18 protein-coding genes are annotated in these 22143 nt (G+C 66.4%); 8 read left to right on the top strand and 10 right to left on the bottom strand.

From position 1 onward, the window contains the following. Window positions 1-93: 93 nt before the first annotated feature. A complete protein-coding gene (locus H7F51_RS11400; RefSeq protein WP_185664426.1) occupies window positions 94-1023 on the top strand; it encodes an MBL fold metallo-hydrolase in 930 nt (309 codons plus the stop codon). Window positions 1024-1143: 120 nt separating this feature from the next. Continuing rightward, window positions 1144-1902 carry an ABC transporter substrate-binding protein gene (locus H7F51_RS11395; protein ID WP_185664425.1) on the top strand — a complete coding sequence of 253 codons (759 nt, stop codon included), beginning with the start codon at window positions 1144-1146 and terminating at the stop codon, window positions 1900-1902. A gap of 107 nt (window positions 1903-2009) precedes the next feature. Here H7F51_RS11395 and H7F51_RS11390 read toward each other — a convergent pair whose 3' ends face one another. From H7F51_RS11390 to H7F51_RS11380, 3 genes are all read right to left on the bottom strand, one after another. Then, entirely contained in the window at window positions 2010-3293 is a 1284-nt protein-coding gene (locus H7F51_RS11390) for an MFS transporter (protein ID WP_185664424.1), read from the bottom strand. 157 nt (window positions 3294-3450) lie between these two features. Beyond that, on the bottom strand, window positions 3451-4977 hold the full coding sequence (locus H7F51_RS11385) for a CapA family protein (protein WP_185664423.1): 1527 nt from the start codon (window positions 4975-4977) through the stop codon (window positions 3451-3453). A 62-nt stretch (window positions 4978-5039) separates the two neighbouring features. Beyond that, window positions 5040-7955: a TonB-dependent receptor domain-containing protein gene (locus tag H7F51_RS11380; RefSeq protein WP_185664422.1), complete on the bottom strand. Its 2916-nt coding sequence runs from the start codon at window positions 7953-7955 to the stop codon at window positions 5040-5042. Window positions 7956-8406: 451 nt separating this feature from the next. On the opposite strand from H7F51_RS11380, the gene H7F51_RS11375 reads away from it, so the two are divergent. Then, a complete protein-coding gene (locus tag H7F51_RS11375; protein ID WP_185664421.1) occupies window positions 8407-8994 on the top strand; it encodes a response regulator in 588 nt (195 codons plus the stop codon). Here H7F51_RS11375 and H7F51_RS11370 read toward each other — a convergent pair. Next, window positions 8964-12365 (bottom strand): hybrid sensor histidine kinase/response regulator, encoded by a 3402-nt coding sequence (locus H7F51_RS11370; protein ID WP_185664420.1) that lies wholly within the window; start codon window positions 12363-12365, stop codon window positions 8964-8966. The two genes, H7F51_RS11375 and H7F51_RS11370, sit on opposite strands and share 31 nt — an antisense overlap. A 405-nt stretch (window positions 12366-12770) precedes the next feature. Between H7F51_RS11370 and H7F51_RS11365 the strand changes: the two genes are divergently transcribed. Genes H7F51_RS11365 through H7F51_RS11350 form a run of 4 tightly spaced genes read left to right on the top strand, consistent with a single transcriptional unit; the run spans window position 12771 to window position 15945 of the window. Beyond that, the gene (locus H7F51_RS11365) at window positions 12771-12917 is read left to right on the top strand and encodes a hypothetical protein (protein ID WP_185664419.1); all 147 of its coding nucleotides are present in this window, start codon (window positions 12771-12773) and stop codon (window positions 12915-12917) included. Beyond that, window positions 12914-14605, top strand: a complete 1692-nt coding sequence (locus H7F51_RS11360) for a tannase/feruloyl esterase family alpha/beta hydrolase (RefSeq protein WP_185664418.1) — start codon at window positions 12914-12916, stop codon at window positions 14603-14605. The genes H7F51_RS11365 and H7F51_RS11360 overlap by 4 nt, the downstream gene beginning before the upstream one ends. Continuing rightward, window positions 14602-15045: a nuclear transport factor 2 family protein gene (locus H7F51_RS11355; protein WP_185664417.1), complete on the top strand. Its 444-nt coding sequence runs from the start codon at window positions 14602-14604 to the stop codon at window positions 15043-15045. Before H7F51_RS11360 ends, H7F51_RS11355 begins: the two co-directional genes overlap by 4 nt. Window positions 15046-15084: 39 nt before the next feature. Beyond that, window positions 15085-15945, top strand: coding sequence for a LysR family transcriptional regulator (locus H7F51_RS11350; protein WP_185664416.1), 861 nt, complete (start codon window positions 15085-15087; stop codon window positions 15943-15945). Between the two features lie 11 nt (window positions 15946-15956). On the opposite strand, the gene hpxZ is transcribed toward H7F51_RS11350, so the two are convergent. Genes hpxZ through H7F51_RS11320 form a run of 6 tightly spaced genes read right to left on the bottom strand, consistent with a single transcriptional unit; the run spans window position 15957 to window position 21202 of the window. Further along, window positions 15957-16352 carry an oxalurate catabolism protein HpxZ gene (gene hpxZ, locus H7F51_RS11345; RefSeq protein WP_343061274.1) on the bottom strand — a complete coding sequence of 132 codons (396 nt, stop codon included), beginning with the start codon at window positions 16350-16352 and terminating at the stop codon, window positions 15957-15959. Between the two features lie 10 nt (window positions 16353-16362). Further along, window positions 16363-17748, bottom strand: coding sequence for an AtzE family amidohydrolase (locus tag H7F51_RS11340; RefSeq protein ID WP_185664596.1), 1386 nt, complete (start codon window positions 17746-17748; stop codon window positions 16363-16365). Next, a complete protein-coding gene (locus H7F51_RS11335; protein WP_185664415.1) occupies window positions 17748-17924 on the bottom strand; it encodes a DUF4089 domain-containing protein in 177 nt (58 codons plus the stop codon). Before H7F51_RS11335 ends, H7F51_RS11340 begins: the two co-directional genes overlap by 1 nt. A gap of 7 nt (window positions 17925-17931) precedes the next feature. Further along, complete coding sequence (locus tag H7F51_RS11330; protein WP_185664414.1) at window positions 17932-19545, bottom strand: regulator; 1614 nt, start codon at window positions 19543-19545, stop codon at window positions 17932-17934. A gap of 54 nt (window positions 19546-19599) precedes the next feature. Continuing rightward, window positions 19600-20286 (bottom strand): cysteine hydrolase family protein, encoded by a 687-nt coding sequence (locus tag H7F51_RS11325; RefSeq protein WP_185664413.1) that lies wholly within the window; start codon window positions 20284-20286, stop codon window positions 19600-19602. Between the two features lie 58 nt (window positions 20287-20344). Next, window positions 20345-21202 (bottom strand): hypothetical protein, encoded by an 858-nt coding sequence (locus tag H7F51_RS11320; protein WP_185664412.1) that lies wholly within the window; start codon window positions 21200-21202, stop codon window positions 20345-20347. 256 nt (window positions 21203-21458) lie between these two features. Between H7F51_RS11320 and H7F51_RS11315 the strand changes: the two genes are divergently transcribed. Continuing rightward, window positions 21459-22103: a GntR family transcriptional regulator gene (locus H7F51_RS11315; RefSeq protein ID WP_185664411.1), complete on the top strand. Its 645-nt coding sequence runs from the start codon at window positions 21459-21461 to the stop codon at window positions 22101-22103. Window positions 22104-22143: the final 40 nt, after the last annotated feature.

Raw genomic sequence — 22143 nt, 5'->3', positions numbered from 1 at the left:
ACCCACCCCTATACCAACGCGTAGTTGACCCAACCCCCAACACCCCCGAAAAACCACTGCATGAAGGTTGCAACGACACTGCAACGGGGGAGCATGCTGGTTGCTGTGGGCCTTGCCGCCCTCGGCACGGCTGCGTCCGCCCAGCGCCCTGCCGCCCCTCCCGTCCCGCCCCCGCCGGCAGACCTGCAAGCGCGGTCGGTGGTCCCCGGATTGTGGGTGATTGACGAGACGCCAGCCCACGGCGGCTCGATCACGATCCTGGCCGGCCCCGAGGGCCTTCTGCTGGTCGATACCGGGGTCGAAAGCTGGGCACCGGCCGTTGCCGCGACTGTCAGCCGCCTTGGGCCCGGGCCGGTGCGCTACGTCATCAACACCCATGCCCATGTCGACGAGATCGCGGGCAACGGCTTCTTCGCCGGGAAGGGGGCGACGATCGTCGGGCAGGACGGGGTGCGCGAGTTCATGCTCACTCCGCGAGCCCCGCCCGCCGGGGCGGATGGACGAACGGCGCGGCAGGCGCGGGCTTTTCCGCGCGAAGCAGCGCCGACGATTACCTTTGACCGGGAGATGGGCCTTACCTTCGGCGGGCAGGAACTACGCCTGATCGCCGTGCCGCGCGCCCATACGGCGAGCGATATCCTGATCCGCTTTCCCGCACTTGACGTGATCGTGGTGGGCGACGTGCTGCGGGCCGGGGAGTTTCCAAGCATCAACCGGGCCGATGGCGGAACGCTGGACGGGATGCTGGCCGGGCTCGACCGGATTCTGGCGCTCGCCGGGCCGAATACATGGCTCATCACCAGCCACGGGCAAGTGGTGCACCGCGACGCCGCCGAGGCGCAGCGCCGCCTGCTGATCACCGCGCGCGACCATGCCGCCGCCATGATCGGACAGGGCAAGTCCCTCGATGAGGTGCAGGCTGCCGATATTACCCAAGGCCTTGGCGCCGAAGCGCTGCCCGGCCACGTTTCCGCGCAGCAATTCGTGCGCGATCTCTACAACGAACTGAAGGCGCGCGGCTGATCAGCGCCCATTGCGGAGGATACAATGGCCCTGAACGCGCGCGCATTGCTGGTTGCGGCCGGCGCACTGGCGATGAGCGCCGGTTGCACCGCGGCCGTGCCCGGCCCTAAGGTTCAGGGCATGACAGCAGCGAAGCCCGCCCCGCCCCCGAGCCGCGAGATCGTCAGCCAGCTCGCCCCATCGGGCAAGCTGCGCGCGGCGATCAATTTCGGCAATGTCGTGCTGGCCCGGGAAGGCGGACCGCGCGGGGCCACCGGCCCCTCGGTCGACATTGCCGGCGAAGTGGCGCGGCGACTGGGGGTGCCGCTCGAATTCGTGATCTACCGTGCCGCGGGCGACGTGGTCAGCCGGCTGGAACAGGACAAGTGGGACATTGGCTTCATGGCGGTTGACCCGCAGCGGGCCGATCAGATCACCTTCACCGCGCCCTATGTCTATATCGAGGGCACCTATCTGGTGCGCGCGGACGCACCGTTCCGATCGGTGGCCGATCTTGACCGCTCCGGGATCAGGATCGCGGTCGGCAAGGGCGCGGCCTATGACCTGTACCTGTCACGCGCGCTCAAGAATGCGGCACTGGTCCGCGCCTCGACTTCCAATGAGGCCATCGCCCTGTTCGAGCGCGATCCGGCTATCGATACGGTGGCGGGCGTGCGGCAAGCCCTTGAGGAGCAAACCGGCAGGACGCAGGGCTACCGGGTCCTGCCCGACGCCTTCACCCGGATCGAGCAGGCCGTGGCCATTCCGCGCGGGCGCGAGGCCGCCCTGGCCTGGGTGGCGCAGGTCATCGAGGAATTGAAGACGGACGGCTTTGTGCGCAAGGCGCTGGACAATGCCGGGCAGCAGGCCGCCCGTGTTGCCGATCCAGCGGTGCGGTAAGACTGGGTGAGCGCGACGAGCTTCGGCGCGACGACTTCGACAGGCTCAGGCTGAGCGGGCGCTGCGTGACGGATCAGTTACGTCAAACAATGCCCGCAGCACTGGGATCAGGCTCGTTCCGGACTGGGTGCCGAACCTTCCGGCGTCTCTGCGCCAGTATCGATGTCCGACAGTTCCCGTTCCCGCGTATCGTCGAGCGCGAGGCTGGCCACGACGACGAGGGCATAGGCGCAGGCCGCGCCAATGCTGATCGCCGCGGTCAGGCTCATCTGCGCCGCCGCGACGCCGACCAGCATCGGGAACAGCGCACCGACCCCGCGCCCGGCATTGTAGCAGAACCCCTGCCCCGTGGCGCGCAGCCGGGTGGGATAGAGTTCCGACAAGAGCGGGGCCACGCCGGCATTCATGCCGGACTGGGCAAAGCCCAACGGGAAGCCCAGCAAAAGGATCGCAATCGAGCTGGAACCGAACAGCAGATAGGAAGCAACGCTGCCCGTGCCGAGCAGGGCGAAGAGCCGCAGCGCATTCTTGCGCCCGAACCGGTCGGATGCCCCGCCGCCGACCATGTAGCCGACGAAGCTGCCGAGGATATTGACCAGCAGGAACAGGCCGGTGTTTGAATAGGACAGCCCGCGCTCGCTCTGGAGGAAGGCGGGGAGCCAGGTCAGGACCGTGTAGTTGCCGCCGAGCACGCCGAGGCAGATCAGCCAGGCGGTCAGGGTGCGCAAGGCCAGCCGTCCCTCGAATATCTCCGCAAAGCGGGGCGCCGCGCCCGCCGGGGCCTGCTTGCGGGCGGCGGTGTACATGTCCGGCTCATGCACGTGGCGCCGCACGAAGAGGATGAGCAGGGCCGGTAGGACGCCGAGGAAGAACATCACCCGCCAGGCCGTTTCCGCCGGTACGAAGTTGAAAATGATCGCGAAGAGGATCGCCGCCGCACCGTAGCCGACCGACCATCCACTCGATACGGCGGCGATGGTCTGCCCGCGATGCTTGGGCGCAATCAGTTCGGCGATCAGCACGGCGCCGGCCGCCCATTCTCCGCCGAAGCCCAGCCCTTGCAGGGTGCGTGCCGCCAGCAGTTGCCCATAGTTCTGGGCAAAGCCACTGAGGAAAGTAAAGGCGGAAAACCACAGGATGCTGATCTGGAGCACCCGGACACGGCCGATCCGGTCAGCCAGGTTGCCCGCGATCGCACCGCCCACCGACGAGGCCAGCAGGGCGACCGTGCCGAGCGTGCCCGCCTCGGCCTTGGTCAGCCCCCAGACGGCCATGATCGTGGGCAGCAGCAGGGCGTAGATCTGAACGTCCATCGCGTCGAGCGCCCAGCCGCCGAAGCAGGCCCAGAAAGCCTTGCGCTGCTTGCCGTCGAGAACCTTGTACCATTCCACGCGCAGTCCCTTTCGCCGCGAGGGTTCACCGGTCCGACATTTCGGTCAGGTCGCGGTCAGCCCGATCTCGCCCGTTTATCTTCGTGCCGCGCATGGCGGATCATGCCGATCAAGGAGCCGGACGGCGGGGCATGCCCCGCCGTCCGTGCAGGGTGATTCAGGCGACGGTGATCACGCCGACGTTGCCGCGAATTTCCATCGGAGTGCCCCGGCGGGCGTTGACCGCCTTGAGCTTCTGAAGGATCGCCTGGCCGTTGGCGCCGGTGGCAAGGCGCGGATCACCAGCGACATATTCGGCCTGGCCGACGCCGACGGTGCGATACTTGCGCGGCGGGTTGAACGAATAGTCCCATCCGCATTCCACCGGGTAGAACAGCACTTCCTTGAGCTTCGAATTCCCGTCGAGCGCGTCGGTGTCGTAGTTGAGCTGGTAGAGCGCCGACCAGCCCCATTCCGGCCCGCCGCCGGGGTGGAGGTTGTCGCTCGCCATGTTGTACGTCGGCAGCATGTCCATGTCGAAGCCGTAGGATTCGTACTGGTCCGCCGGCACGCGCTGCATGAAGTTGCTCTGCACGAACATCGAGCCCATGCCGTAGACGATCGGCTTGCCCTTGTAGATCTCCACCCCGAGGAAGGTGTGCCAGCCGTGGCCGAAATAGACGTCGGCACCGGCGTCGATCGAGGCGCGGGCGAAGTCGACCACGAAGTCGCTCGGGTCTTGCGAGCGGGTGCCTTCCGAGGTCGAGTTGTGGTGCGCGACGATGACGTATTCGGCGATGCGGCGGGCCTCGGTGACCGAGGCGAGGTTGCCCTTGAGGTCGGCCGGATGACTCGAGCTGTGAATGGCGAACTTGTCGCCCTCACGGTAGGTCGAGCCGGAGAAGCCGTTGGAGCCGGAAACGGCGCCGGGGGTCATCGAGAAGTCGGGCTTCGCCGCGGCGGCCGCGTTCATGATGCCCAGTTTCTGGGCGGCATCCTTCATCTGCCCGGCCACGTCCCGGGGCACTTCATAGGTGGTCAGGACGCGCAGCGGATTGACGCCGGGGCGGCCGGGAATGGCGCCCTTGGGGCGGCCGGCCCATTCATAGGGCGAGTTGCCCGAGGCGACCGAGACCATGGCCATGCGGCCCTTGGCGTTCTGCCAATAGCCCGGCGCGCGGGCGACCTCGAGGTTCTTGCCGGTGCCGGCGTGCGCGATGCCGGCGGCCTGACAGTGGCGGATGGTCGAGGCGATGCCCGCCGTGCCCCAGTCGAAGCTGTGGTTCATGCCGAGCGACATGGCGTCGATCCCGGCCCAGGCGAAATCCTTGGCCGTATCGCCGTCGGTGATCAGGTAGCCCGAGGCACCGGCCGAGCCGCGCGCGGCCCATTCCAGCTCGTCATCATCGCCGAGGTTGGTCTCGAGGTGGCAGTAGCCGATGTCAGCATCGCGCAGAAGCTTGACCAGGGCGAGGAAGTTGGGGTCGCCCTCGTTGCCGAAGCGGCGGCCGACCATCGCCTCGCCCATCGCTGCCACGCTGAAGCCGGGCTTGGCCCCGCCCTTGACCGGCCTGGGCTGCGCCATGGCCGTGCGGGGCAGCAGGCTGGCCGCCGCGGCGACGGCGCCCACCGTGGTCGCCCCCTTGCCGAGCAGCGAGCGGCGATCGAGCTTGGGCGCGTTTCTTCCTTCGGAATTATCCGTCATCTCATCCCATCCTTTTGCTTGCAGGTTTCAGGACCTCCCCCCGAGGGGAGGCCCAATTCAGGTCACATCTTGAACCGGACGCCGACGACGAAACGGCGGCCGAGAAGATCGTAGAGCGCGGGGTTGGAGGCCTCGACCCAGGAGCGGACTGCCGTCGTGGTCGGAGGGGGGGCCTGGTTGAACACGTTGGTCACGTTGAAATAGACCTCCGCGTCGCCCGCCCAGGTGTTGCCGATCTTCGCACTGAGGTTGAGATCGGTGTACCAGACGTTGGGCACGCTGTTGGAGCTGATGGTCACGCCTTCGGTCTGGCTGCCATCGGCGACGCCGCCCTGGATGAAGCGTTCCTGCAGGAAAACGGAGAACGGCCCGTTGCTGTAGTTGGCGGACAGGTTGCCGCGCAGGCGCGGGTAGGAGCAGTTTAGGCCGTGGCTGCCGACCTCGTTGCGCCCGCCGCCAAGGCAGCCGCCCGGATCTCGCACGTCGAGCAGCAGCGTGCCGGTGGCGCGCAGGCGCAGGTCGCCGCTGCCAAGCCGCGTGCGATAGAGCAGTTCGGCATCGATGCCCGAATTGCGGGCGGAGCCAAAGTTGAGCATCGGCACGGTCACGAACACCGGATCGTCGGCCCGAAGGCCATCCAGGATCGCCGGGGTGACCGTCGTGTTATTGAAGACGATCAGGTTGCAGTAGGACATCACGCCGGCATGGCACTGGTCGATGACCTGCTGCGACCCGGGGGTATCGATCGACCCCTTCACGCTGATGCGGTAGTAGTCGACCGAGAGCTGCAGGCCCGGCACGAAGGGCGGCGAGATGATCGCGCCGACGGTCAGGGTCTTGGCGCGTTCGGTCTCCAGTTTGGGGTTGCCGACAGTGATCGCCTGCCCGCCGAGCTTGTACTGGGTCGGCGCGGTCGAATAGGGCGCGACCGAGTTCAGCGTGGTCACCTGAGCGCTGTTGAACAGCTCGAGGATGTTGGGCGCGCGGCTGTCCTGCGAATAGGTGGCGCGCAGGCGGAATGCGGAGCTGACGGTCCAGTTGAGGCCCAGCTTCCAGGTCGGCTCCCAGCCGCTGGTGCTGTAGTGGGTGTAGCGCCCGGCCACGGTGGCGGCGAGGGATTCGAACAGCGGCTTGTCCGCGATCAGCGGGATGCCGAGTTCGCCGTAGAACTCGTAAACCTTGACCTCGCCCGAAAGCGGGCTCGGGTTGTAGAACGCGTAGGAGCCGTAGCGCCCCTGCAGCGAGGCCGGGAAGCCGCGAATGCCGGTGCCGTCGATGAAGTCGTCAGACAGCGCATCGACCGTGCGCTTGGCGGTGAGCTTGCGGGCCGCGCCGCCGAATGCGGCCGAGATGTTTCCGGCCGGCAGGCCGAAGCCGAGCGAGCCGCGCACGTTGGCCTCGCCCGAGGTCTGGTTGAGGTCGATGTCGGCCGTGTTCCAGGCCATGATCCAATCTGTCGCCGCCTTGTTGGCCACGTTGTTGCCGAACAGGTTGATCGGTACGCAGCCCGGATAGAGGCCCGGATTGGTCAGGGTGACACGGCAGACGATATTGCCGGTCGACGGATCGATCACGGCATCGGCCGCGGCATATTTGCGGTTCTCGATCGAATTGAGGATGTCGAGATCCTGGTGGGCGTGCTGGTAGGCCGCCATGGCATCGTATGACCAGTCGCCGCCCAGGTTGCCCTTGATGCCCAGCGCGCCGCGCACGACCATGGTGTTGCCGCGCACGTCGGTCGTCGGCCAGTCGAGGCCGTACCGCGCGAGGCGGAAGGTCTGGGTCCCGGTCGCGCCGGCGAGTACGGATGACACGCTCGACGGCAGATAGGCGTTACCCTCGTAGATGGTGAAGGCAGTCGCCCCGTTCACGCGGGAGGGCTGCGCACCGGTATAGGTCTTGCTGTTGGAATAGAGCCCTTCGACCCACAGGGTATGGTCGGCAGCAAGGTCAAGTTCGGCATGGCCGAAGAACGCGTATCGCTCCTCGTCAGGCGTGATACCGTTGGTCGCGATCGGGCCGTTGCCGCCCGACATGAAGGCCGAGCCGACATTGGTGCCGTACTGGAATGGCTGGAGGATGCCGTTTCCGACAAACTCCTTGCCGACCAGTGCGCGGCAGGCATCGCCGGCCGTACCGGCCGGACAACTGCCCACGCTGGTGATCAGGCCGCCGTAGGAAGCGTTCGAGACACGCACGTCGGGCGCCATGATCGTCGCCACGCCGCCGGCGACGGGATTGGGGTAGCCGGCGGTGGGATGATCCATCCAGCCGCGGCCGTTCAGGCCATAGGGAATGCCCTTGGACTTGAAGTAGTCGGCACTGCCGACAATCCGCACCCTGTCGCCCAGCCCGGCGCCGAAGGCGGCGGAGAGGCTGGTGTTGGGATTGTCCCCGTAAGTGGTCACGCCCTTGGAGGCATTGAGCTTGAGGCCCTTGAACCGGGTGTCGAGCACGAAGTTGACGACGCCGGCCACGGCGTCGGAGCCGTAGGATGCCGATGCACCGCCGGTCACGACATCGACCTTCTGGATCAGCTCCTTGGGAATGATGTTGACGTCGACCGAGCCGACGACGTTGGTCGGCCCGAGGCGCGAGCCGTTGAACAGGACCAGCGTTCGCGCCGTGCCCATGCCCCGCAGGTTGAGGTTACTCTGCCCGTTGGTTTGCGAATTGCCCGAACCGCGACCGCTGCTCGACGACACCTGGGTGCCGCTCAGCGCCGGCAATTGCTGCAGCGATTCCGCAACGGTGGTCGGCGCGGTCTTCACCAGGTCTTCAGCGGCGATGGCCGTTACCGGCGTGGGCGTGCTGAAGCCGGTCTGGAGACGGCTGCCGGTGACCACGATGGCCTCGTCGCGCGCTTCCTCGGCGCTATCGTCCGCGGCAGGCGCAGTCTGGGCTGCGGCAGTGCCGGACAGGGCCAGCGCCATGACGCAGGCAATTGCGGAAACCCCACCCATGAATGCATCTTTCATGTCATTCGCTCCCATTTCATTTTTTGTCTCGAACGCTTGCTTGTTGCCGTCCGAATACATCAGGATGACCGGCTATCCCTCCACATGGTCAAAGACATGACCCCAAGATCGAAATCGCCGATACTTTCGGAATAACCAGAACGCGCGCCTCCGCCCCGCGCACCGGCACGGCGCGCAGCACCCAGGCGCCACCGAGCACCTGACGCAGGCCAGCCTCCGGAACCGCCGCTCAGCGCGAACCGGATTGAACTGACACAACAAATATGCGGACTGTCATCGCACTGCGATACCCAAGCTCATCCGCCCCCTTTCACGCCCCGGTCGTCGCCGGTGACTGTGGGGCCATCTTAGCCGGACTTGCGGCAAATTCGCCTATACTTACGTCTAGCGCTGCGGCATTCCCTTGCCTCACCCCTCAAATCGCGCATTCTGCACGATAGGGAGAGCACAGATGAAACGGGTTTTGCTCGTTGATGACCACCCGTTGTTCCGGCAGGCGCTGGCCGCAACGGTGCAACGGATCAACAAGGACATCACGGTCGAACAATATGGTTCACTGGCCAGCGTCCGGGTAGCACTGGAAGAACACCCCGCGCCGGACCTGATCCTGCTCGACCTCAATCTTGCCGACTGCTCGGGCATGGTCGGGCTTCCCGCGCTCAAGGGCGCCTTCCCGGACATCCCGATCGCCATCGTCTCGGCCAACGACGATCCGGAGATGATCAACAACGCGATCATCTGCGGTGCGGCAGGCTATATCTCGAAGGCCGTGGCCGTGACCGAACTGTCGGCCGCGATCGAGTGCCTGCTAGAGGGCGAGGAATGGTTCGAGCAGGATGTGGCGCCGGGCGGACTGGAAACCCTGACCCCGACCCAGATGCGGATCCTCGACGCCGTCCAGCGCGGGCTGATGTACAAGCAGATCGCCTTCGAGGTGGGCATCTGCGAGGCCACGGTGAAGTATCACCTCGCCAATATCTTCAAGCGTCTTGGGGTAAAGTCCCGCGCTCAGTTGCTGGCGCTGTCCTGCAGGACCTGAACCCCGCGCCGGCCTGCGAAATCAACCAGCATGGTCTGCAGGGCCATCGGCGATAGCGGCTTTTCCATGATCCGCACGCCTTCGCGCAGCAGGGCTTCCTCGGGCAGGCTGCCGGCCGTGGCGGTGATCAGGATCCGCGCGCTGCACCGGGCCGCCATGCGGCGCAGCAATTCGAGCCCGTCCATCCCGTCACCCAGCAGGTAGTCGGCGATCACCACGTCCCATTGTTCCGCCAACTGGAGGGCCCGTTCCGCGCTGGGCGCCGTGGTCACCGCCCCGCCCCAGCGCGTGACGAGGGCCGCCGTTCCGGCAAGAACCTCGCGCTCGTCATCGACGCACAGGACCCGCAGGCCCTTGAGGTCGGCCGGCACGATCCGGGTGCGCACGCGGCGTTCGGGGCTGTCGGTTATCGGCACGGACACGGCGAAGGTGCTGCCCTTGTCCGGCATCGAGCGGACGGAGACCTTGTGCCCAAGCACTTCGGCAATGCGCGCGACGATCGAGAGGCCGAGCCCGGTGCCGTCGGCCATGCGCTGGCCCTCGTTGAGCCGTTCGAATTCGCGGAAGGCGCGCTCCATCGCCTCGGGCGCCATGCCCACGCCGGAATCGCGAATCTCGATCCGCACGTTTTCCCCGGCACGGCGCGCCATCAGCACCACCCGGCCCGTCTCAGTATAGCGGATCGCATTGGCGATCAGGTTCTGCAGCATGGAGCGCAGCAAGTCGCGGTCTGTGATGCAGCGCAGGCGGGTCGGCAGGCAGATCAGTTCGAGGCCGGCGGCATCGGCCTGGCCGCGGAATTCGTCCGCGATCGCCTCGAGGAAGGAGCCGAGATCGACCGGGGCCACCTTGGGCTTTGCCGCCCCCATTTCGAGCTTGGACAGGTTGAGCAGGGCGCGCATCAGCCGGTGCGCGCCCTCGATCGCGATGTCGGCGCGCTGGAGCAGCGGGGTCAGGCTGCCTTCGGGGCCGGATTCCGCCAGGGCCGTGCCGATGAACAGCCGCGCGGCGTGAAGCGGCTGGACGAGATCGTGGCTGGCGGCGGCAACGAAGCGGCGCTGGGCATGGGAGGCCTGTTCGGCCAGGACATTGGCCTTGAGCAGCTGGTCGTTGAGCGCGATCAACTCCTGCGTGCGATCACGCACCGAGCGCTCCAGTTCTTCATTGCTGCGCGAAAGAACCATGGCCGCGCGGCGCATGTCGGTCACGTCGGTGAAGGTCATCAGGTAGCCGTGGCCGGCGATGCGGGTGCCGAACAGGCGGTAGATCCGGCCATCGCCGAGCGGGATTTCCGCCTGCAGGGGCGTGCCCTCGGCGATGTGGTCCATCCGCTCGCGCAGCAGGGCGCGTACCGGGGAATTGCCGCCCTTCACGCCGCGGTCGGTCAGCAGGTGCTGCAACGACTGGCCGACGTGGACTTCCTCCAGCGAAAGATCGACGAGATTGAGGTAATTGCTGTTCCAGGCGACCAGCCGCAGCTCGTTGTCGACCACGCCGACCCCTTCCTCGAGCGATTCGAGGGTGCGCAGCAAGAGTTCCCGGCTGAATATGATGGCCAAGCCCGCCTCGTCGAGCAGGCGGCCAATCGATGCGGCGTCCTGCCGGTCCGCAGCGAGAGTCAGCGCAATCACGTTGCGGGCCGACGGGGCTCCGATCACCCCAGCAAGGATCCGTTCGGCGGTCAGGACCAGCGTGGGCGTGACCAGCGAATCGTCGCCGAGCCCGCCGATGTGCATACTGACCTCGAATTCCAGCAGGGCCCGGCGCGCCTCCTCGTCTCCCAGCAACTGGGTGAGCAGGCGGCGCATGTCTCCCACAGTGGCATGGGTGAGCGAGGAGAGGTGAACCGGGCTCTCGCGCGAATGGCCGACGAAGCCTTCGGCCTGGATGGAATCGATCAGGCGGGGCCGGGCGTGCAGCGACACCACGACGAAGACGAGCGCGTTGATGACAAGGCTGGCAAGCGCGGAAAACGAAAAGGTCAGCTCCCGGTGGTGCGGCCAGATCGTGTCGATCAGCGGAAGGTGCAGGAGCGGCCCCGACGAGGCGATCAGCACCCAGGCGAACAGGCCCGCCAGGATCCCGGCGATCGCCCCGAGTTCGTTGGCCCGGCGCCAGTAGAGCCCGGCAAGCAGGGCGGGCGCGAGCTGCGCGCTGAGCGTCAGGGCAATGATCGCGAGATTGAAGGGATGCAGCGGCGTACCGAGCCGGAGATAGACCAGCCATGCCGCGAGGCCGAATGCCACCATCGAAGCGCGGCGAATGCGCGTGACGTCCTGGCTGGCATTGCGCCGGTCGCGCGTCTGGCTCCAGAACCGGGTCATGATCGGCAGGATCAGCTCGTTGGAGATCATCGAGGAAATGGCCGTCAGCTCGACAATGACCATGCCCGCGCCCGCCGAGACGCCGCCGAGCACGATGATCACCGTCGCCAGCAACCACCCGTGCATATAGGGAATGGCCAGGACCTGCATCCGCGCATCGACGCCCGGCATCGCCAGTCCACCGCGAATGGCCTCGGAAATCAGGTAGATACACAGTATCCAGACCACGAAATAGACCGGGTAGATCCAGAGACTGCGAATGTCCTCCAGCCGTTCGACCATGACGAAGCTGAGGTGGAACTGGCGCGGGAGGGTGAAGGTCGCCGTGATGCAGAGCAGGGTAAAGACGATGAAGGTGAAGTCGAAGCGCTGGGAGGTAATCAGCGGGTCGAGGCTCATGGTCTCGGCGAAATTGGCAAAGCCCAGCAACCAGATCAGCGTCGCGGCGGCGGTGACCAACCCGACCAGCTTGATGATCGAATCGATGGCGATCATGTGAACAAAGCCGCGGTTGTACTCGGTCAGGTTCGGCTTGCGGGCACCCACCAGGATCGCCATCGCCACCAGCGCGGCCATCATCACGAAAGAGGCGGAAGCCCCCCAGCGCGGACTGCCCGAAAAGTAGACGATGACCTCGGTCAGGAGCTTCAGCTGGAGAGCAAGGTACAGCAAGGCGCTGGCGATCGAGACCAGCGTAGCGAGCACGCCGACGGCAAGGCTCTTGCCATAGCGCACGGCCAGGAAATCGGACAGCGAGCCGGTGTTTTCCTGCTTCACCCGGCGCGCGATGCGGTACCACACCGGCAGCCCGATGGTGGAGGCCACGACCGGCCCGATCGCATTGGCGATGCCCGACCAGTTGCCAAGCGTGGCGTTGCCGATGCCGGCAAAATAGGTCCAGGCAGTGCCGAAAGTCGCCAGTGACAGGCCATAGGCGGCCGAGCGGATGCCCGGCCCCGGGCGATGGCGATTGGCCCACCACGCAACCAGCGACAGGCCCACGAAATAGACCGCGATCCCGAGCAGAACGGTAAGCCCCACGTCCATCGGCTTACCATGCGTTCCAATCGCGCCTTTCTCAAGTCAAACAAGCGCGGTCTCCCGGCCCTTTGGCCGCCGAAAAATCGCTGCGCCGCACGACCTCCACCGTGACACCCGCCCAGCAGGGCCCGTGCGCCGACATTCAGATATCGTGAACGTGAGGGTCAGAAAATACCGCTTTTGCAAGACAGACGTGAGTGGCAGCTTGTAGTATCGACAAGAAGATCAGGGCGGCAAAACGCGTTGATCAATGGCCGTTCCGGAAAAAATCCGGCCAAGTGAGAGAAGCGGACAATTCGGATCATTCGTCGCGGAAAGTGATTGGTCCCTGACGGCAATGACCAGAGGATACCCGGCACGGAAAGGAGCAAGCGCTCGCCCGCGCCGCGCAAGGACGAATTGGGAGCAGGTATGAGAACCAAGTTGTTCGCGGCGCTGCTCGTCAGCGCGAGCACTGCCGCAATCCAGCCCGCCACGGCCCAGGACGCGAAGGCGGCTTCGGACATCCTCGTCACCGGCTCGCGCGTCATCATCAACAGCGAAGCGAGGATGCGATGAGGAAAGTGGGACTGGCTCTGCTGATGGCGGGCCTCGCTGGCGGGGTCCAGGCTGCCGGGCCGCCGGCCCTGCCCGTGGTCAAGCCAGTCCTCGCCTGCCAACGGCTGGCGTCGGCAAGGCTCGGCCGGGGCGAGCTGACCGACGTGACCCTCGACACGGCTGCCGTGATCGCCAGCGCGCAGGGGCCGTTCTGCAAGGTGACCGGCGGGATCGGCCCCGGCACGGTGAAGTTCGAGGTCTGGCTGCCGATCGAGCGCTGGACCCAGCGCTTTGCCCAGGCCGCCCAGAACGTGCTGACCATCCCGCGCGCCGGTGCCAATCGTCCGGCGCTGAACGGCGAACTGGCCCTGGCCATCAACGACAAGGGGGGGCCCGGCATATCGCGCGGCACCTTGTGGACCAGCGAAAACCAGCAGAAACGGATCGACTGGGCCTACCGGGCGAACCACATCACCTCGCTCGCAGCCAAGGCCCTGATCAAGGCGTTTTACGGACAGACGCAGCGGTTTGCCTATTTCCTTGGCTGTTCGATGGGTGGGCGCGAGGCGCTGGCCGAGGTCCAACGCTATCCGCAGGACTTCGACGGGGTCGTTGCCGGGGCGCCGGTGGTGGTCGATAGCGTCCACAATGCGTTCTATCCCGGATGGGAATGGGCGGCCAACCGGCGAATGGACGGCTCGATCATCCTCACTGCGGACCGCCTCCCGATCCTCCATGCCGCGGCGATCCGGCACTGCGCGGCGCGCTCCGGCCTGATCGACGGGATGTTGCAGCACGCCGCAGCCTGCACCTTCGATCCGGCATGGGTGACCTGCGCCAAGGGGCAGACCGATCGCACCACCTGCCTGACGTCCGAGGAAGCGCGGGTCGCGCAGAAGCTGTACACCGGCCCGACCGACCGTGAGGGGCGCCTGCTCGATGCCGGCGGGTTCCCGCTCGGCTCGGAACTGTCGTGGCGCCTGAGCACGCCGGCCGGGCCAGCCAACGAGGCGACCGATCCCGGCAATGCGCTTGTGCGCCTGCTTGCGCCGACCGATCGGGCCCAAGATCAGGCCATGATGAGCCGGACCTTTGCCTTCGACAATGCCTGGTTCCGCCGCACCGCCGCGATGGCGCCGCTCTGGAACACGGCCAATACCAACCTGCGCCCATTCCAGCGCGGCGGCGGCAAGCTGATCCTGTGGATCGGGGGATCGGACCAGACAGTCCAGCCCGCCAGTACGATCGCCTATTACCGGGGCATCCAGCAGACCATGGGCGCGGCGGCGACCGACCGTTTCGCGCGGTTCTTCCTGCTGCCCGGGGTCAATCACTGCGGCGGCGGCGAAGGACCCAACCAGATCGACGTCGTTAGCGCGATCATGAACTGGACCGAGCAGGGCAAGGCTCCGGCCATGCTGGTGGCGGACAAGGTTGAAAGGCGGCGTTCGGACCCGGCCCTGCCCTATTCCGAGGCGGCAGCTCCGGCGCTCTACAGCCGCCCGATCTATCCCTGGCCGCAGGTGGCGCGATATGGCGGAAAGGGAGACCCCCGCAGCGCCGCCAGCTACCGCCAGGCACCGCCGACAGGACCGACGGGGCAGCCCCTCCCCCCTGAGATGGCGCAGTTCTTCGGACCCGACAACCAGCGCTGGTACGAGGTAATCGATAGCCGGCTCCAGCCGGTGGCGCGCCGAGTAGACCGATGACACCGCTGCTCCGCCTTGCGGCCATGCCGCTGATGATCGCGCTCGCCGCTCCCGCGGTCCATGCAGCCGCGCCCTCTGAAATGGCCGCACTGGCCAAGGCCGAGGACGCCTATGCGCGGGCCGTGAGTGGCGGCGATCTTGCGGCGCTTGCCCAGACCCTGTCGGACGACCTCGTCTATGTTCACGCCTCCGGGCAGGTGCAGGACAAGTCCCAATACCTGCAAGGGACGGCCGACGCGGGGTTTCCGGTGCGCTCGGCGCGGGTGATCGAGCGGAACGTGGAAATTGCTGGCCGGATCGGGGTCATCGTGGGCATAATCGGCTACGACGTCGGCAAGGGAGAGAACCCGGCGCGCTACCTGGCCGTCTATCGCAAGGAGCACGGCAGGTGGCTGCTGCTGCGGTGGCAGAATACCCGGCTGGCACAGGCTGGGCGATGAGGCAGCATTGCCGACCGGGGCGCGAATCGAGGATCGGCAATGCTGGATGAGTTCAGGACCTTCGTTGCCATCGCCCGGTGGGGGACATTTGCCCTCGCCGCCGAACGAGTGGGGCTGAGCCCGGCAGCGGTGAGCGGACACATCAAACGGCTTGAGGATCATCTCCGGATGCCGCTGTTCGACCGGACGGGCCGCTCGGCCACGGTCAACGCCGCGGGGGCACGGCTCCTGCCCCGAGTCCAGGCAATCCTCGATTCGGTCGACAACCTGCTGGAACCGGATGCCGATCCGGGGGCCGGTACATTGCGAGTGGGCTCGATCGGCTCCCTGCAGTCGGCCACTCTATCCCAAGCCCTGAGCAAATTTCGCGAGACCTATCCCCATCACGGCGTCCACGTGGCTCCGGGCCTTTCGCTCCACCTGATCGAGCAGGTCGATTCCGGGGAGATGGACCTCGCCTTGGTCACTCATCCGCCCTTCCCGCTGCCGCCGGAATTCACCTGGTATCCGCTGCACCGCGAATCCTACTTCCTGCTCGCCCACGCCGATCATCCGGGGGAGACCTGGGAGGATGTGATCCGCACCCAGCCCTTCATCGGCTATCACCGGCTGTCCTCGGGTGGGCGGCGAGTGAACCGGTTCCTGCGGCGCCTGCCCTTCATAATCAAGCCGGCGATGGAAATGCCGATGCAGGCGATGATCAACGCGGTGCGCAGCGGTCTCGGCGTGGCGCTGGTGCCGCTCTCGCCCGGAGCCGACCTGCCGGGCCTGCGCATCCTTCCGCTCGACAACGACGACCTGTTCCGCGAAATCGGGATCATTCGCTCGCAGATCGACCTTGCCGAGCCGGCGGTCGATCACCTGACCGCCTGCCTGATCGAGGCTTCGCAGCAAGCCTGAAGCGGAGGTGCCTAGTGCCCCTCGCCGAGCATCGAGACATGCGCCGAGACGACGCGCCAGCCGTCCCCGAAGCGGGCCCAGGTCTGACTCTGCCGCCCCGGCACGGCGCCGCCGACGCGCTGGAATTCAGCATTGGCCGTAGCGAAATCGCTGCCGAACGTCGTGATCACCACCTTGAGCAGGCTGCGCTGCGGCGAGCCGCCCGGGCGGGCGGCTCGGAATGCCTGGATCGCCTCGATCCCGTACAGGTTCTGGCCCGGCCCGATCCGCACGGTGAGCGGAGACTGCCAGAACAGCGCATCGAGTGCATCGAGGTCGTTGGCCATCAGCGCCGCCTCATAGGCATCGAAGGCGGCCTCGACCTCGGCCAGGGTCTGGGGATCGTTGATCTGCAGTTCATTTGCCATCTTGGGGGGCTTACTCCGGTCCGGTGACGATGCCCGCCCGTTCGAGCAGGGCGGCGGCGCTGAAGGCGATATCCTCGCGCCATGGGGGCGCGACGAGCTGGACCCCGATCGGCATCGGCCCATTGCGCACCGGCACGGTCACCACCGGCAGGCCGATGAAGCTGAGCGGTTGGGTAAGCAGGCCGATGTTGGGGCGGGCCGGCAGTTCCCGTCCGCCGACGGTGATGGTCGGCTGGCCGAGCAGCGGCGCGCTGCACGGCGTGGCCGGGGCGATCAGCAAATCGTGGTGTCGGAACACTTCGAGCACTTCCTCGCGGTAAAGCGTGCGCACCCGCTGGGCCTGAAGCACGGCATTGGCCGGGATCAACAGACCGGCGAGCAAACGGTCTCGCGTGGCGGGATCGAACTCGTCCGCCGCGGCCTTGAGCTTTTCCGCGTGGAGATTGCCGCCCGAGGCGCAGGTCAGGACAAAGCCACCGGCCCGCGCCCGCGCCGTGCCTGGCAGCGTAACCCGCGCCGCCGCGCCGAGCACCTTGGCAACCAGGGCAGCCGCCTCGCGTCCCTGCGCGTCAGCCAGTTCTTCGAACCAGCCGCCCAGCACGGCGGCACTGCCGGAAAACGGCGTTCCCAGCCCCGGCCCCACCGGGCTAGCCGGCAAGTCCGCGCAGGCGAGGTCTCCCGCATCGTGGCCCTGCAGGACATCGTAGACCAGCGCGAGGTCGGTCAGATTGCGGGCGAAGGGCCCGAGGTGGTCGATATCGTGAACGAAGGGGAAGGTGCCGGTTCGCGGCAGGCGGCCATAGGTGGGCTTGAGCCCGAACAGGCCGCAGAACGAGGACGGCACGCGGATCGACCCGTTGGTATCAGTGCCGAGCGCGAAAGAAACCAGCCCCGCCGCGACCCCAGCCGCCGAACCGCCAGAGGACCCCCCGGCACTGCGCATCTGATCGAGCGGGTTGCGAACCGCGCCGTAATGCGCGTTTTCAGAGGTGAAGCCGTAGGCCAGCTCGTCCATGTTCTGGGTGCCGAGCAGCACGGCCCCGGCCGCCGTGAGCCGGCGCAGCAGGACCGCATCGGCGGTGGCAGGTGGAAGGTCGCGGTTGATGATCGACCCGGCAAGGGTGACCCGGCCGGCCACGTCGTAATTGTCCTTCACCCCGAACGGCACGCCGGCAAGCGGGCCCGGATCCCGCCCGGCAGCGACCATGGCATCGACCGCCACAGCCTCGCGCAGGGCGCGTTCGGCCATGACCTCGGTGAAGGTATTCAGCTCTCCGTCGCGCGCGGCGATACGGGCGAGGTGCGCCTCGATCAGGGCCACGGCGGAGAGCCTTCCGGCGCGGACCTGAGCGGCAATGGCGACGGCGCTGGGCAGCGCGGCGGTTTCGGCCTGCATCACGGACGATAGACCGCGGCAGGCTCGATCACCGGATCGACCGGATCCGCGAACAACAGGGCGATCTGTTGCTGCAGGACTTCGAGATTGCGGATCACGCCCGGCAGATGGCCGGGCGCGATCTCCAGTCCGCTCAGGGCGGCGAGTTGCCGGACCTGTTCTTCGGTTAATGGCATCAGGGATTCATTCCGCCGGCTGGGTGATGGGATGCTCGTGATGATGCACGACTTCGTCGATTTCCGCCACGATCTGGTCCTTGCGCGACAGCACTGCAAGGAATGCGGCCACCACGAGGTAGGCAGCGGCCACGGCCGGGGCCTTCATCACCCCGATCGCCTCGGAATGAATGAGACCGAAGAAGGTCAGCACCCCGCCCGCTGCGGCAAAGGCAGCGGCCTTCATCAACTTGTTGTCGATGATCATCACCGCGACCGAGCCAAGGATGATTCCCGCAAGCGTCGCCCCGCTGCCGAGGGTGACGAGCCCGTCATAGAGTACGCCGTTGTTGGCGAGCGCCTCCATCCCGACCTTGGCCGCGTCGGTTCCGGCCGCGCCGAGGGCATTGTTGATCTGGTTGGTGCCCCAGGCCGCGATGTTGGGGATCAGCGCCAGCACGATGGCGGGAGCATGGCGATGCGGGCTTTCCTGGAAGGCCTGTGCGCCGATCAGCATGCCGATGTAGAGCAGGATTGGCAGCAGGGCGACCGCCGGGATCACCGCCATCATCAGGGCGACGACGCCGAACCAGGTTAGCACCAGCATCATCACGCCGGTCGCCGCCGAGTAGCCGGTGCGCCCGCCCATGGCCTTCCAGCCGGGATGGCCGATGTAGACCGCGTTGATGAAGGGGTTACCCATCATGCAGCCGATCAGGCTGACCACGCCGTCGGCGGTCAGTACGCGGGTGGTGGGGAAGTGATCGCCCGCAGCCTCGGCGCTCTCGACGTTGTCCATCGCCTCGACGAGGTCATAGATCCCGAAGGGGATCGCGGTGACCAGGATCACCCCGATGTACTTGAAGCCGCTGAACACCTCGTCGATGGCCGGCATCGGCACGTGGAAGCCGAAATCGGCCATAGCCCCGGTCACCTTGACCGGGCCGATGCCGCCGATGTCAAAGCCCATCATTTGACCGCCCCAGGCGATCAGCGAGCCGATCAGCATCGCGGCAAGGCCACCGGGAATGCCGCCCGGATAGCGGTATCCGCCAAGCCACGAGGCGAGGATCACCGCGAGGCAGACCACGCCGATCACCGGCGTCATGTAGAGCTGTGAGGCGGGGCTGAGCGAAATGAAGGTGACCGAGATCCCCGCCAGCGAGCCTAGCAAGGCCGCGCGCGGCGTGATCCGGCGGATCACCGGGGCAATGAAGCCGCCGATCATCAGCACGAAGCTCTGCACGAAGACCCAGGTGAGCCCTGCCCCCCAGGCGTCGATCGGATTTCCGGTCTTGATCAGGATCGGCAGCATGACCACGAATGTGACCACGAACATGTGCGGCACCGAGATGCCCGATGGCAGGGCGCAGACATCGTCCCGCCCTTCCTTCAGCGCGAGACGCCGGGCGAGCCAGGCGTAGTATCCGGTCGAGAGGAACATCATCAGCCCGGTCGCGGGCAGGATCCGGCCGAAGACGATCTCGTCCGGCAGCTTGAGCACGAAGCGCAGCAGCCCGGTGAGGACCAGCACATTGACGAGGATGTTGGTTCCAAATCCGAAAAAGGCGTTCCAGTCGCCCGGTGTCCACATGGGTAGGTTGATGGCCGGCTTGGCGGCGCTTTTGGTGGTCGCAATCATCTGGTGACCTCCTTCTGTCAGCTTGGCCTTGCTGTCGGCTCGGCCTTGCCACGCTTACGATGTTGCCGGTTCCGCCGGTGCGGCGAGCGCGGCGATCACGCTCTCGGAATCGCTGACCCAGCCGAAGATCCCGCCTTGGGCGGCGACCATCTTCAGCGCGGCTTCGTGGAATTCGGGGAAGTAGCTGGCCGTGCAGTCCGACAGGACGAGGCACTCGATCCCCCGGTCGTTGGCCTCGCGCACCGTGGTGTGGACGCAGACCTCGGTGGTCACCCCGCAAACGATCAGCTGGGCAATGCCCTGCCACGCCACGATGTCGGCGAGGTCGGTGTTGTAGAATGCACCCTTGCCCGGCTTGTCGATCACCGGTTCCCCGGCAATGGGGTAAAGCTCGGGGATGATGTCGTGCCCCGGCTCGCCGATGATCAGGATGCGGCCCATCGGGCCCTCGTCGCCGATCGTCACCTTGCCTTTGCCTCGCACCCGCTTGGTCTCGTGCAGGTCGGACAGGTCAGGCTTGTGGCCCTCGCGCGTGTGCATGATGAAAAGCCCCGCCTGCCGCGCCGCGGCCAGCAGGGCCCTCAGCGGCTCGATCGAGCCGCGCAACAGGTTCACGTCGTTGCCAAGCGCCTCGCCGAAGCCCCCCGGCTCGACGAAATCGCGCTGCATGTCGATGATCAGCAGCGCGGCCCTTTCGGGTTTCAGCGCGAAATCATAGGGCTTCGCTGGAATGGAGACCATGCGGATGCTCCTTCAAGAACCGGCGCGCCGCGCGGGCGGCGGCGCGCCGGTTTGCCGTTCAGAACCCGAAGCTGATGCCGACTGCCCCGACGAACTTGTCCCGGCCGCCGCGTCCGCTGTTGAGCAGCTTCTGCGAGGTGACGAGGTTGTCGTTGATCAAGTGGTAGTACTGCCCCTGGACATAGACCGAGGCCCCGGCCGCGCCCTTGATGAAGGTAAGCGGCATGGCGGCCTTGAGCCCGATCGAGACGACGCCGAAGTTCTGCCCCTCGACCGCGAGCGGATTGCCCTTGGCGCCCCAGTAGGTCTTGGGGCCGACCGTGATCCAGGTCGGCGCGGAGAGGGTGAAGCCCTTGCCTGCGTAGGTCGGCACAGCGCCCAGCTCGATGTCGAAGGTATCGCCCTTCTTGCCCAGCACCACGGTCGAATCCCCGTCAACCGCCCAGAAGAACTTGGCATAGGGGTTGATGGTGACAGGGGCGCCCTTGGCCCCGTCCTTGTATTTCAGGCTGAATTCGATGTTGCGTTCATCCTTGAACGCCACCGATGGCTGACCGCTGACGAACTGGACATATTGCACCCCCGCTTCGAGCCGGGACGTGATCGGGGCGCTGACGCCCACGAAGAAGTCGAACTCGTTGAGCGAGGTGATGTTGCCGTCGCGATAGCCGGGATTGAGGTCGGTCCAGGTCCCCGCCGTGACGGCGACACCGCCCGGTGAGACCAAGACCAGCCCGTTCAGAACCTGGATGGTCGTGCCCTTAGTGGTCACGACCAGCCCGCGCGGTGTGATGTAGTCGTTCTTCACCGAAACGTCGCCGAAGCCGTGCAGGCTCCAGCTTGCGTCGTCAGCCAGCGCGGCCTGGCTCCAGCCCAGCGCGCCGACAGCTGCGAATGCGATTGTGCACTTCCTCATATCTGGTCGCTCCCTTTGAAAGATCGCGTCCAGACATCCCCCCGGAAAATTGTGCTCGGTTCTTGTAGGCCATTATTGGGCCGTGGCGCTTCTTTTGTATGCGCGATAGTGAAGTTTGCATGCAATTAACGATTCGGCAATACTCATTGTCGCGATTTCGTGACGCTTGTATGCAATATGGCCTGTGCAAAGCCGGCAGTGGGGCCGGACGAGGCGAGCGAAGCGGAGTGCGAACTTGAGCGGTACGGCGGTAGACATGCTTGCTGATGATCTGGCCAAGGCGATCATCGACGGGGAATTCGCCCCCGGCGCGCGGCTTGACGAACAGCAACTTGCGCAGCGCTATGCCGTCTCGCGCACTCCCGTGCGCGAGGCCCTGCGCCAGCTCGCCACGACAGGGCTGATCGAGATCCGGCCCCGGCGCGGGGCGATCGTAGCGCAGGTCACCCCAGCCCAGCTCGAGGAACTGTTCGTCGCCATGGGCGAGCTGGAGGCGACCTGCGCGCGGCTCGCCGCGTTGTCCATGGCGCCGACCGAACGCCGCCGCCTGCAGGATCTGCACGAGCGGATGGGCGCCCTTGCCGCGGCCAACGACGTCAGTGCCTTCGCCGACGCCAACCATGCCCTGCACACGATGATCTATGCCGGGGCGCACAACATCGTGCTGGCCGACATGGCGGCGGCGATGCGGCGGCGGCTGTCGCCGTTCCGCCGCGCCCAATTCCGACTGGAAGGCCGCCTGCCCCGTTCGCACGACGAACATGGCCAGGTCGTCCGCGCCATCCTGCGGGCGGACGCCCCCGCCGCCCATGCCGCCATGCTGCAGCACGTGATGCGGGTCGAACAGAGCTTCGAGGATCTCTGCGCGATCAACCAGCCCGCCATGGCGGAGGAAAAGTGAATTTCCTCCGCCCGTGAACGATCAGGTCAGTGCCGGATCG

The organism is Novosphingobium flavum (assembly GCF_014230315.1).
GTDB lineage: Bacteria > Pseudomonadota > Alphaproteobacteria > Sphingomonadales > Sphingomonadaceae > Novosphingobium > Novosphingobium flavum.
This window is presented reverse-complemented; position numbering and strand designations above follow the sequence as displayed.